A 12,938-nucleotide genomic window follows, 5' to 3' on the forward strand; every position below is an offset into this window, starting at 1 on the left:
GATGGGGTGAGCAAATTTTGCACTATCGCCTACTATTATTTGGGCGGAGTATTGAGCTCAGTGTGTCACGACTTGGCAGGCTGCGTTACCGCTGAAATAACAAAAATCGACACGAATTGAGGTAGTCTCTCTATGACATTTGCTTTAGGGCAGCGCTGGATTAGCGATACGGAAAGTGATTTAGGTTTGGGTACGGTCGTCGCACTGGATGCGAGAACAGTATCACTCATGTTTGCAGCATCAGAAGAGAATCGCGTATACGCTCGTAGTGATGCGCCTGTCACCCGAGTTACGTTTAATGTCGGTGATGTCATTGAGTGCCAAGAAGGCTGGTCGCTAGAAGTGGAAGAAGTGATCGAAGACCAAGGTATCTTCACTTATGTAGGTACACGTCAAGACACTGAAGAAGCGAATATCGCTCTACGTGAGATCTTCTTAAGCCACCAAATTCGCTTTAATAAGCCACAGGACAAATTGTTCGCGGGTCAAATCGACCGTATGGACAACTTCGTGCTGCGTTACCGCGCGCTGAGCAATCAGTATGAGCAACACAAGAGCCCAATGCGTGGTCTGTGTGGTATGCGTGCTGGTCTTATTCCGCACCAGCTATTCATTGCCCACGAAGTGGGACGCCGTTACGCGCCTCGCGTGCTGCTTGCCGATGAAGTAGGCCTAGGTAAGACCATTGAAGCGGGCATGATCATTCACCAACAGGTGTTATCGGGTCGTGCACAGCGTGTGTTGATCGTGGTGCCAGAAACCCTTCAGCACCAGTGGCTAGTCGAAATGATGCGTCGCTTTAACCTGCACTTCTCTATCTTTGATGAAGAGCGTTGTATTGAAGCGTACGCGGAAGCAGAAAACCCATTTGATACTCAGCAATTCGTGTTGTGTTCACTCGATTTCCTTCGTAAGAGTCGTAAGCGTTTTGAGCAGGCACTTGAAGGCGAGTGGGACTTGTTGGTGGTTGATGAAGCACACCACCTAGAGTGGAGCCAAGAGCAGCCAAGCCGTCAATACCAAGTGGTAGAAGCGTTGGCAGAAAAGACGCCAGGTGTGCTGCTACTGACAGCAACCCCTGAGCAGCTTGGCCGCGAGAGTCACTTTGCCCGTTTGCGTCTTCTGGATGCAGATCGCTTCTTTGATTACGATGCATTTATTAAAGAAGAGGAGCAATATGCCCCGGTTGCCGATGCGGTAACGGCGCTGTTCTCCGGTCAAGCGCTGGCCGATGAAGCCAAAAACCAAATTACCGAATTGCTGTCTGAGCAAGATGTTGAGCCTCTGTTCAACGTGCTAGAGAGCAATGCGAGCGACGAAGAGAAAGCGACCGCGCGCCAAGAGCTTATCGATAACCTGATGGATCGTCACGGCACAGGCCGCGTACTGTTCAGAAACACTCGCGCAGCCATTAAAGGCTTCCCAACGCGTAATGTGAACTTGGTACCGATGCCAATCCCGCAGCAGTACACCACCTCAATGCGTGTGTCTGGCATGATTGGCGGCAAGATGACACCTGAAGCGCGTGCGATGAAGATGCTTTATCCTGAAGAGATCTTCCAAGAGTTTGAAGGTGAAGATTCCAGCTGGTGGCAGTTTGACTCGCGCGTTAACTGGCTGATTGAGAAAATCACCGCCAAGCGCAGTGAAAAAGTATTGGTCATTGCGTCTCGCGCCAGCACAGCGCTGCAGCTTGAGCAAGCACTGCGTGAGCGTGAAGGTATTCGCGCAACTGTCTTCCACGAAGGGATGTCTATTCTAGAGCGCGATAAAGCCGCGGCTTACTTTGCGCAGGAAGAGGGCGGTGCTCAGGTTTTGATCTGTAGTGAGATTGGCTCTGAAGGTCGTAACTTCCAGTTTGCTAACCAGCTTGTGATGTTCGATTTGCCATTCAACCCAGATCTTCTAGAGCAGCGTATCGGTCGCTTGGATCGTATCGGTCAAAAGCGTGATATCGATGTGCATGTTCCTTATCTAGAAGGCACGTCGCAAGGCATTCTGGCTCGTTGGTTTAACGAAGGTCTCAATGCGTTTGCTGAGACGTGCCCAACCGGTCGAATGGTCTATGACCGTTACCAAGATAGCATCATTAACATGCTAGCTAGCGGTGACACTAGTGAGCTTGATGAAGTGATAGAAGGCTCTCGTCAATACAACCAAGAGCTGAAACACGAGCTGGAGCAAGGCCGTGATCGCTTACTAGAAATGCACTCCAATGGCGGTGAAGCGGCGCAGCAGATTGTTGAGAAAATCTCAGCAACGGACGGCGATACTAACCTAGTGACGTTTGCGCTGAGCCTATTTGACACCATAGGCCTAAACCAAGATGACAAGGGTGAAAACGCCCTTGTGGTGACGCCATCTGAGCACATGATGGTGCCAAGCTATCCAGGCCTTCCATACGACGGTGCTACGATTACGTTTGATCGTGATACTGCGCTATCTCGTGAAGATATGAACTTTATCAGTTGGGAGCACCCAATGATCCAAGGTGGCATCGACTTGGTAATGAGTGAGGGTGTGGGCACGAGTGCGGTATCGCTTCTAAAAAACAAAGCGCTGCCGGTCGGTACAATATTGCTTGAGTTGGTCTACGTTGTGGATGCACAAGCGCCGAAGCAAAGTGGCATTGGCCGCTTCCTACCGCCAACACCAATTCGCATGATGATGGATGGCCGTGGCAACGATCTCTCTTCACAAGTAGAGTTTGAAGGTTTCAACCGCCAACTTAGCCCAGTAAACCGTCATCTAGCGAGCAAGCTAGTAGGCTCAGTTCAAGCGGACGTTCATCGTTTGATTGAAGCGGGCAATGGCGCAGTTGAAGAGAAGGTGACTGCGGTTCGTGAAGGTGCACACAAAGCGATGTACGCGAGCCTTAACGGCGAGCTTGAGCGCCTGCAAGCCTTGAAAGCGGTGAACCCAAATATTCGTGATGAAGAGATTGAAGCAATTGAGTCTCAAATCACTGAGCTAGATGGCTACATCAATAAGGCACAAGGTCAGCTTGATTCGCTTCGCTTGATTGTCGTTAGCCACAACTAAGCTTTGAGTTAATAGCTTAGAGTTGAGCGTTTCAAATAACCATTTCGTTAACCCGAAATGCGATTGATACAATGGCGCAGCGTAAGTTGCGCCTTTTGTTTTTCCTATCAGCAAACCTGATTGCCACTGCGAGACCCTGTTATGGCCATGCTAAGTTACACCCCACCCACCGATCCTTGGACTGATATTGTCTATGAGGATGAGCACATCCTTGCGGTCAACAAGCCTTCAGGGCTGCTATCGGTTCCGGGAAAAGCGGCGGAGCATTACGATAGCATGTGGAGCCGTTTGGTCGCTGACTATCCTGATATTCAGGTAGTGCACAGACTTGATATGTCGACATCCGGCCTTATGCTGCTGGCGAAAACCAAAGAGGCGGAGCGTTCGGTTAAGAAGCAGTTTCAATACCGTCTGACGCACAAGATTTACTATGCGCGCGTTTGGGGTACGCCGAAAGAGAGTGAAGGCCTCATTGACCTGCCTTTGATCTGCGATTGGCCAAACCGCCCGCGTCAAAAGGTGTGTTATGAGCATGGTAAGCCATCACAAACCTACTATCAGGTGGTCGAGCAGGAGGAGAAAACCAGTATCGTTCGTCTGTTTCCTATCACTGGGCGCTCTCATCAATTGCGCGTTCATTTGCTGGCGCTCGGTCATCCTATTGTGGGTGATGAGTTCTACGCTCACGAAGAGGCCATGGACTATTCTGAACGCCTAGAACTGCATGCCGCAGAGCTTTGCTTCTATCATCCGCAAACTGAGCAGCTTCAGGCGATTTTTGTCCCATGTGATTTTTACCCTCAGACCGAGCAACTTGTGATTGAGCACTTTGACCCAGCGCCACAATTACCCGATTATAAGACTCTTCCTCGGCCATAAATAACTGTCGGCCGTGAACATCAAAGGAGAGATCATGGCCGCCAAAAAGATTGTGTTCTTAGACCGAGACACTATTCCTGCTCACATTCATATTCCTACGCCTGCTTTTGACCACCAATGGGTCAATTACTCCAAAACCGAGCCTCATGAGGTGGTGCAGCGAATTGCTGACGCCGATATCGTGGTCAGCAATAAAGTGGTTTTGGGGGCGGAAGTGTTGAGTCACGCAGCCAAGCTTGAGCACATCGCCGTTGCTGCAACGGGCGTCAACAATGTGGATTTGGACTACTGCCAGCAGCGCGGTATTCGAGTCACCAATATTCAAGGATATGCGACCCAATCCGTCCCTGAACACATCATTGGATTGCTGTTTGCCTTAAAACGTAACCTTTTGGCCTATCATAGTGATATTGCTGCGGGGGAGTGGCCGCGACAAAACAAGTTCTGTTTCTTTACTCATCCTATTCAAGATATGGCGGGCTCGACTCTCGGTATCATTGGCAGTGGCGCGCTTGGGCAGGCTACAGCCGCATTGGCACGCGCCATTGGCATTAAGGTGCAGTTTGCTGAGCGTAAAGGTGCTGCCCAGTGCCGCTCAGGCTATGTTGCGTTTGAAGAGTGCCTAGCCAGTAGTGATGCGATTGCATTGCTGTGTCCACTTACTGATGAGACTTGTGATCTGATTGATGCTGATGCGCTTGATAAAATGAAGTCGACGGCTGTGCTTATTAATACTGGGCGTGGTGGTTTGGTTGATGAGACTGCGCTTATCGAAGCACTAAAAGGTGGACAGATTGCTGGTGCTGGCGTGGATGTTTTTACCGAAGAGCCTGCGCCAATGGACAACCCGTTAATCGCCAATCATCAATTGCCTAATTTAATACTGACGCCACATGTCGCATGGGGTAGTGACTCATCGATAACCAAGCTGTGCGAGATACTGGTCAGTAATCTTGAGGCTGCGATGCAAGGCGTTGACCAGAACCGAGTAGCGTAGCGAGGCGCTATTTAGAGATAGTACAAACAAAAAGTCCCACACGAGGTGGGACTTTTTAGTATACATTCGGTTAGCTTGCCTGTGGCTTAACTTGTCTGTGGTTTAACGACCAGCACGTTAATTGGTGAGTTTTGCACCACCTTGCTCGCCACCGAGCCAAGGACAACCTTATCAATCTTCGAGCGTTTATGGCTTGGCATGACGATAAGATCGGCGCCAAGTCGCTCTGCATAATCAAGGATAGTCGCGTAAGGCTTTCCTTCAGTCACGTGCACTTTGTAGACCACATCATCAGAAATATGCTGGTCCGCGAACGCTTTTAATTGCGCTTTCACATCATTTTTCATCTGTGCTGCGGCATCTTTAGGGAAGTAGCTCGCGACCATAGACATGTGAATACCAGGCAGAACATTCAGTAAATGCACTTCGGCATTGGAGTGTTTGGCGTGCCAAACGGCGATTTCTACGGCTTTGTCTGAAAAGCCTTTGTCATTCAGATCGACAGGAACAAGGATTTGCTTGTACATGTTATTTCTCTTTTTGGTTCCTACCCTACTAGCATAGGGTAAAGCATAAGCTTGGCTAGTATTATCCGTTCCGTTTAAAGGCAGAAGGCTCCAAGCATTCAAACTTGGAGCCTAACTTACCTATGCGCTCAGGTTTTCACGACGAGCACGACGCTTTTGATTCATCGCCATAGCAATAAGCAAAAGCAGGGCAGGTACAAATACCCACTCTTTCATTGGTCTATGCGCGTCCTGCACGATAGATTTAATTTCCCAGTCAAAGTCTAGACCAGATGCCTCTGCGGGGCTGCCAAATTCAACCATGTCGATAATCATCTTACCGTCAGTTTCATTAAGCATTAGGCCCATAGATGAGATACGGTCGTCAGCACCTACTGCTTCATCCTCAAATGGTAGACGAACGGTCTTCTCGACGTATTTACCTTCCAGAGTTTCACCGGCGACTCTTAACTCTAGCGATTGTCCAACATTTAGCTTTTCAGTAATTTGAGCTATCTCAACACCAGGTGAAAGAACCTTCGCTGGATAGATCATGTCCCACCAGAAACCCGGTCGGAAGAAAGTGAAGGTCAGTGCTAGAAGCAGCACGGTTTCCCACCACTTGTTCTTAGTGAACCACCAACCTTGCGTTGCTGCAGAGAAGATAAGCATCGCGATAACGGCTGAAATCACCGTCAGTGCTAAGTGCCACCATGAATCAATGCCCATCATCAATAGCTGCGTATTGAAGATAAACATGAATGGCAAAATGGCGGTACGAATATCGTAAGTGAAACCTTGAATACCGGTGCGGATAGGGTCTGACTTAGCGATAGCAGCAGCAGCAAAGGCAGCGAGACCCACTGGCGGCGTATCATCAGCAAGAATGCCGAAATAGAACACGAACAAGTGAACCGCAATCAATGGAATGATCAGACCGTGCGCCGCACCAAGCGTTACAATTACAGGCGCCATCAAAGTTGATACTACGATGTAGTTTGCCGTTGTCGGCAGACCCATACCTAGGATTAGCGAGATGACCGCGGTAAACAGCAGCATCAAGATGATGTTACCGCCAGAGATAAACTCTACAAAATCGGTCATCACAAGGCCAATACCGGTTAGGGTTACCACCCCCACTACGGTACCAGCCGCCGCTGTCGCCACGCCGATACCAATCATATTTCGAGCACCAGAGACAAGACTTTCTGCGAGGTCAACGAAGCCAGCTTTGAGCTCTTCAGTGACATTGCTAGTTTTCCCCATCAAGGCAATTAAAGGACGCTGAGTGATCAGGATGAAGATCATAAACACAGTTGCCCAGAATGCGGACAGACCAGGTGAGAAACGCTCTACCGTCAAACACCAAACCAGAACCACGATTGGTAGCAAGAAGTGCAAACCAGATTTAATAGTTGGACCCGGATCAGGCACTTCATTCAGCTCAGCATCAATCTCAATACCACCTTCTTTGGCGTACTTAGCAGAAATGCGTAATAAGCCAACATAAGAGAGCAGCAAAACGACACCAACAATAGGCGTGGCTGCATCACCGAAGACACCTTTAGTCCAGCCAATACCGTAGTAGACTACGGCGCTGATGACGCAAAGACCCAAAATAGTGCCGGTAAACGACAGCAGGCTTTGTACTAGTGTCGGGTTGTGACGACGAGGAAGGCCTGTCATACCCGCTTTACATGCCTCTAGGTGCACGATGTAAATAAGGGCGATATAAGAAATTAGAGCAGGCAGAAGTGCAGCTTTGATAACTTCAACGTACGAGATACCGACATATTCCACCATCAAGAACGCGGCAGCACCCATGATTGGTGGGGTGAGCTGTCCGTTGGTAGAGGCGGCCACTTCTACTGCACCAGCTTTAGTGCCTGGAAAGCCAACACGCTTCATAAGTGGAATGGTAAAAGTACCAGTGGTCACTACGTTGGCAATCGATGATCCTGACACAAGGCCAGATAAGCCAGATGCCACTACGGCGGCTTTCGCAGGGCCGCCGCGCATATGGCCAAGCAGTGAAAACGCAACTTTAATGAAGTAAGCGCCCGCTCCGGCACGCTCAAGCATGGCGCCGAATAGTACGAACAGGAATACAAACGAGGTCGATACGCCAAGTGCAACACCAAATACACCTTCAGTGGTCAGCCATAGGTGTGACATCGCTTTATTTAGGCTCGCACCTTTATGTGCGATGACGTCCGGCATGTATGGGCCGCCAAAGGTATACAACAAGAATACCGCAGCAACCACCATCAGCGGTGGACCGAGTGCTCGGCGTGTCGCTTCTAATAGCAATACCATACCCGTGACCGCAGCGACGATATCCATTGTCGTCGGTGCGCCAGAGCGCCCTGCAAGCTGGGTATAGAATAGATAGATGTAGGCGGCAGAAAAACTGCCTGCAAGCGCCAAAACCCAGTCAATGGCAGGAATTCTGTCTCGAGGCGAATTCTTCATTGCAGGGTAGGCGGTAAACGCTAGGAAAATAGCGAAGGTTAGGTGAATAGAACGCGCTTCAGTGTCGTTCAGTACGCCGAAGTTAAATATAAATGGCAGTGGTGAAGCGTACCAAAGTTGAAACAGTGACCAACATAGTGGCACGAACCAAAGAATTTTGGCAGGGATCCCCTTAGGGCTTCGTGCGCCTGTGTCAGCCTGTGCGACCATGTCTTGCACATCTTGCGACGGTTGTGTTGTCTGCGTCATGTACGTTGTCCTTTATTATTTTTGGATTCGTGACGTTTAAGCCAAAGGCTAATTAAAAAGGCACGAACCTATTTCGCATTTAACATTGTAGTCAATGAATGCAAACGTGTAGCAGTTGTTGTGTTTTTAGGCTCTTAATGACGGGCTTGGAAAGAGAGCCCAAATAGCCACACCAGTTGGATGCACTGGTGTTGATTGTTTTGAGTGTTACTCATAATAGAAAAGCGGTAGGGGAAGCGATGCCTCCCCTACGAAGTGGTCTTATTTTAGTAGACCGACTTCTTTGTAGTATTTCTCAGCACCTGGGTGAAGCGGGATAGATAGACCTGCTTTCACCATGTCTTCTTTCTTCAGGTTAGCGAACGCTGGGTGAAGACGCTTGAATGTGTCGAAGTTTTCAAACACAGCCTTAGCAACGTTGTAAGCTGTTTCATCAGAAACGTCTGAAGTGGTTACCATAGTCGCGGCAACACCGAAGCTATTTACATCACCCTCAGTGCCACGGTACATACCAGCTGGAACAGTGCTGTAAGCGTAGTAAGGGTTTGCCGAAACGATTTCATCGATTTTTTCGCCAGTCGCAGAGATTAGCTTAGCTTCACAAGATGTTGTTGCTTCTTTGATTGATCCGTTTGGATGGCCCACAACGTAAACGAACGCGTCGATTTTGTTGTCACAAAGAGCTTGTGAACGCTCAGAACCTTTTAGTTCAGAAGCCAGTTTGAAGTCATCGTTAGTCCAACCCATAGCGTCCATGACTACGCCCATTGTTGCGCGGTCACCAGAGCCTGGGTTACCGATATTCACACGTTTGCCTTTTAGGTCAGTGACGTTGTTGATACCAGCATCAGAACGAGCAATGATGTTGAATGGTTCGGTGTGCAAAGAGAACATCGCACGAAGCTTTTTGTAAGGGCCTTGCTCTTCAAATTTGCTTGTGCCGTTGTAGCCGTGATATTGCCAGTCAGATTGAACGATACCGAAATCTAACTCACCAGCACGGATAGTGTTGACATTGTAGATAGAACCACCAGTGGACTCTACTGAACAACGGATGTTGTGTTCCTTACGGCCTTTATTCACAAGCTTACAGATTGCGCCGCCAGTAGGGTAGTAAACACCCGTCACCGAACCTGTACCGATTGTGATGAACTCTTGAGCATTAACAGCGCCAGCGCCCATAACCGCTGCAGCAATAGCACCGATTTTAACAAGTTTCTTAAATGCCATGAATTTCCCTTCCTTATTCATTATTAGCCCTGAATAACTATAGTTGTCTTCAGAGGTTTCCTATGTGGAAACGGCATCTTTTCCAATCCATATGTTGAAAAAGTGGCGCAATCATACCAAATAATTTGGAAGAAAATTACTGGATTGTTAATAGAAATAGGGGAATTGTCTGTGCTAGAAATGGCAGGAGGCGATGTATTTTGGGGATATAAGTCAAATAAAACAGATAATTAAGTTAAATCTAAGCGCGGGATTTTGAGTTTTTAAGATGTGACGAGCGTCACGGAACGGATAGCTCCGTGACAGAATGTTCTGAATGTTAACGTTTAAAACTTAGCCGGCATATTCGAATAAGTCACACACAGAATCAAACAGTTGCTTGGTCGATACCGTGAGAGTTGGGGTAATAAATATAGTGTCGTCGCCTGCGACCACACCTAATATACCCTCAGCCTTGCCCAGAGAGTCGAGCAGTCGGGCGATAAGCTGTGCAGCACCAGGGCCAGTATGAATGACAACTAGCGCATTGTTATGGTCAATGTCGAGTACCAATTCACGCAGTGAACTCGATACAGTGGGTACGCCAAGTTCTGCCGGCAAACAGTAAACCATTTCCATTTTGGCGTTGCGGGTTCTCACTGCGCCAAACTTAGTCAACATACGCGACACTTTTGATTGGTTAATATTTTCAAACCCTTCGTGTTTTAACGCGTCGACAATCTCACCTTGAGAGCCAAATCGCTCTTCTTTTAACAACGCTTTAAACGCGCGAACCAGATTATCTTGTTTGTCATTATTGCGCATATACGCCTCTTATTCTTCGTTCTACTCGCAGTGATCGCCGTATTGTGGCACAGAACCCTTATCTTAACCAACTTATCCATGGTTTCTGCCGACAATATTACTTAAACCTATGTCACAAAAAAACGCCATAACCTCATAATTAACAAGGTAAAAGGTGGGTTTTAACGAGGGTGTTTACGTGCTAGTTTAGTGGCACGTTATTAGCGAGTTGCGTGACCTCGCAAAGCTGGGGTTAATTGATTGTAATCGATTAGTGAATGCTATAGCTTTTTACTAGCTGATGAAAAATTACCCTACAAGACTATTAATAAGAGATACCAATCTCAAGGAGAACTACCATGAAAGTAGCTGTTATTGGTGCCGCGGGTGGCATCGGTCAAGCCCTAGCTCTACTACTTAAGAACCGCCTTCCTGCTGGTTCTGATTTAGCCCTATATGACATTGCCCCTGTAACACCTGGTGTAGCGGCCGACCTTAGCCACATCCCGACGCCAGTTTCTATCAAAGGTTACGCCGGTGAAGATCCAACACCAGCGCTTGAAGGTGCCGATGTGGTACTTATCTCGGCAGGCGTTGCACGTAAACCGGGTATGGATCGCTCTGATCTGTTTAACGTAAACGCAGGTATCGTGAAATCGTTGGCAGAAAGAATTGCAGTAGTTTGTCCAACGGCGTGTATTGGTATCATTACAAACCCAGTAAACACGACTGTGCCAATCGCAGCAGAAGTTTTGAAGAGAGCCGGTGTTTACGACAAACGTAAGCTGTTCGGTGTAACAACACTGGATGTGATTCGTTCAGAAACTTTTGTTGCTGACCTAAAAGCAAAAGATCCAGGCGATGTGCGTGTACCGGTTATCGGTGGCCACTCTGGTGTGACGATTCTTCCTCTTCTTTCTCAAGTAGAAGGTGTTGAGTTTACGGCTGACGAAGTAGAAGCGTTGACTAAGCGTATTCAAAACGCTGGTACTGAAGTAGTTGAAGCGAAAGCGGGTGGTGGTTCAGCAACACTATCAATGGGCCAAGCAGCGTGCCGTTTCGGTCTAGCGCTAGTGAAAGGCCTACAAGGTGAAGAAAACGTCATCGAATGCGCGTATGTTGAAGGCGATGGCGAACATGCTCCTTTCTTCGCTCAGCCAGTTAAGCTAGGCAAAGATGGTGCAGAAGCTATCCTTAGTTACGGTGAGCTAAGTGATTACGAGAAAGCAGCTTTAGATGGCATGCTTGAGACGCTAAACAAAGACATCGAGATTGGTGTTGAGTTCGCGAAGTAATCGCCAAACCCTGTTAATTTAGCTTCTTTATATTCAAACCCAGTCTTTACTAGACTGGGTTTTTTGATCTATCCCTAAAGGAACGCGTAAAAGATTTTGCGCGAAATGGGAGATAGGCGATGGAAATAGACAAAGTACGTAAAGGGATGTGGGTCGAGTCTCAGCATGGCGTGGGTCAGGTGCTGGTTATCGACAAAACGTCGAATTCGGTATTAGTCGAGCCACTCGGTAGTGACGTGCAGTGGGCGTTAGGTGCAGACGAGATTCAAGAAGACCAACAACTGCACAATGGCTGCGAACAATACTATTAGAGAGCGGCGAGCAAAGTTAAAGTCAAAGGGGTAGCAACTCGAGCCGCTACCTCTTTTTTATGCGCTGCGTTTAACGGCCATATAGGCAAGTGCGACTAACGCCTCTTTATATTCGCTATCGGGAACCACAGAAAGCGCGTCAATCGCTTTATCTGCTTCCTTAAAGGCGATGTCTTCGGTATATTTAAGCGAGCCTACACGTTCCATTGTCGCCATGATGGCATCGATTTTGTCTAGACCGTTGCCTTTCTCAATCGCTTCGCGAATCATTTCGCTTTCATGTGCTTCACCGTGTTGCATTGCGTGGATAAGTGGTAGCGTAGGCTTGCCTTCTGCAAGGTCGTCGCCAACGTTCTTACCCATGTCTTCACCACTAGAGGTATAGTCCATCACATCATCGATAAGCTGGAACGCGGTACCTAAGTACTTGCCGTAGTTTCGTAGGGCAAGTTCTACTTCTGGTTCGGCGTCATTGAGTATCGCGCCAACTTGCGTTGCAGCCTCAAATAAACGTGCGGTTTTAGAATAGATAACCTGCATGTAGCTATCTTCACTCGTATCAGGGTCGTTGCAGTTCATCAGTTGTTGAACTTCACCTTCCGCAATCACATTCACCGCATCACTCATTAGCTCTAAGATACGTAGTGAGCCGAGTGCCGTCATCATTTGGAACGAGCGCGTGTAGATATAGTCACCCACCAAGACACTTGCCGCATTACCAAAAGCCGCGTTTGCGGTCGCTTTACCGCGTCGCTTGTCGGACTCATCAACCACATCATCATGTAATAGAGTGGCTGTATGTATAAATTCTATAAAGGCAGCAGCTGTGGTGTGAGCATTGCCCTGATACCCCAGCGCTTTGGCGGATAGGATAGCAAGAAGTGGTCTTAATCGCTTACCACCGCTGCTCACGATGTAAAAACCAAGCTGATTGATAAGGCTAACTTCAGAGTTTAGTTGTGCTTGTATTGTTTCATTCACTTTTGCCATATCGTCGGCAGTCAGTGCTTGGATAGCTTTAAAATCCATTACGTACCCGGTTGAGCTTAGAGCCTATAAGGCTTAATCGTTGGTTATAATCTGTGAATAATACACTAAAAAACGTTGATTAATACATGGTGAAAGGGCATTATTGCGGCACTTTCGATTGGCGATTAGTGTTTCGCCAATTTTT

Annotated in this window: 10 protein-coding genes; 5 read left to right on the forward strand and 5 right to left on the reverse strand. The window is 48.0% G+C overall.

Features of this window, described 5'->3' with window-relative positions; genetic code table 11:
• Window positions 1-132: 132 nt before the first annotated feature.
• The 3 genes from rapA to ACJB0T_RS02340 all read left to right on the forward strand — a co-directional run bounded on the left by rapA (window position 133) and on the right by ACJB0T_RS02340 (window position 4,918).
• Window positions 133-3,042: an RNA polymerase-associated protein RapA gene (gene rapA, locus ACJB0T_RS02330; protein WP_479291435.1), complete on the forward strand. Its 2,910-nt coding sequence runs from the start codon at window positions 133-135 to the stop codon at window positions 3,040-3,042.
• Between the two features lie 141 nt (window positions 3,043-3,183).
• On the forward strand, window positions 3,184-3,921 hold the full coding sequence (rluA, locus tag ACJB0T_RS02335) for a bifunctional tRNA pseudouridine(32) synthase/23S rRNA pseudouridine(746) synthase RluA (protein WP_479291433.1): 738 nt from the start codon (window positions 3,184-3,186) through the stop codon (window positions 3,919-3,921).
• 34 nt (window positions 3,922-3,955) lie between these two features.
• The gene (locus ACJB0T_RS02340) at window positions 3,956-4,918 is read left to right on the forward strand and encodes a D-2-hydroxyacid dehydrogenase (protein WP_479291432.1); all 963 of its coding nucleotides are present in this window, start codon (window positions 3,956-3,958) and stop codon (window positions 4,916-4,918) included.
• A gap of 86 nt (window positions 4,919-5,004) precedes the next feature.
• On the opposite strand, the gene ACJB0T_RS02345 is transcribed toward ACJB0T_RS02340, so the two are convergent.
• From ACJB0T_RS02345 to argR, 4 genes are all read right to left on the reverse strand, one after another.
• The gene (locus ACJB0T_RS02345) at window positions 5,005-5,445 is read right to left on the reverse strand and encodes a universal stress protein (protein WP_479291430.1); all 441 of its coding nucleotides are present in this window, start codon (window positions 5,443-5,445) and stop codon (window positions 5,005-5,007) included.
• Between the two features lie 120 nt (window positions 5,446-5,565).
• Window positions 5,566-8,145 carry a TRAP transporter permease gene (locus tag ACJB0T_RS02350; protein WP_479291428.1) on the reverse strand — a complete coding sequence of 860 codons (2,580 nt, stop codon included), beginning with the start codon at window positions 8,143-8,145 and terminating at the stop codon, window positions 5,566-5,568.
• Between the two features lie 261 nt (window positions 8,146-8,406).
• A complete protein-coding gene (locus tag ACJB0T_RS02355) occupies window positions 8,407-9,375 on the reverse strand; it encodes a TAXI family TRAP transporter solute-binding subunit (RefSeq protein ID WP_112459542.1) in 969 nt (322 codons plus the stop codon).
• Window positions 9,376-9,708: 333 nt separating this feature from the next.
• Window positions 9,709-10,179, reverse strand: a complete 471-nt coding sequence (gene argR, locus ACJB0T_RS02360) for a transcriptional regulator ArgR (protein ID WP_042473435.1) — start codon at window positions 10,177-10,179, stop codon at window positions 9,709-9,711.
• Window positions 10,180-10,517: 338 nt separating this feature from the next.
• Between argR and mdh the strand changes: the two genes are divergently transcribed.
• Together mdh and ACJB0T_RS02370 are read left to right on the forward strand one after the other, a co-directional pair.
• Window positions 10,518-11,453: a malate dehydrogenase gene (mdh, locus tag ACJB0T_RS02365; protein ID WP_479291425.1), complete on the forward strand. Its 936-nt coding sequence runs from the start codon at window positions 10,518-10,520 to the stop codon at window positions 11,451-11,453.
• A gap of 119 nt (window positions 11,454-11,572) precedes the next feature.
• Entirely contained in the window at window positions 11,573-11,764 is a 192-nt protein-coding gene (locus ACJB0T_RS02370; protein ID WP_479291424.1) for a hypothetical protein, read from the forward strand.
• Window positions 11,765-11,821: 57 nt separating this feature from the next.
• Here the strand turns inward: ACJB0T_RS02370 and ispB are convergent, their stop codons facing one another.
• Entirely contained in the window at window positions 11,822-12,793 is a 972-nt protein-coding gene (gene ispB / locus ACJB0T_RS02375) for an octaprenyl diphosphate synthase (protein ID WP_479291422.1), read from the reverse strand.
• Window positions 12,794-12,938: the final 145 nt, after the last annotated feature.

Source organism: Vibrio sp. CB1-5 (assembly GCF_059412285.1).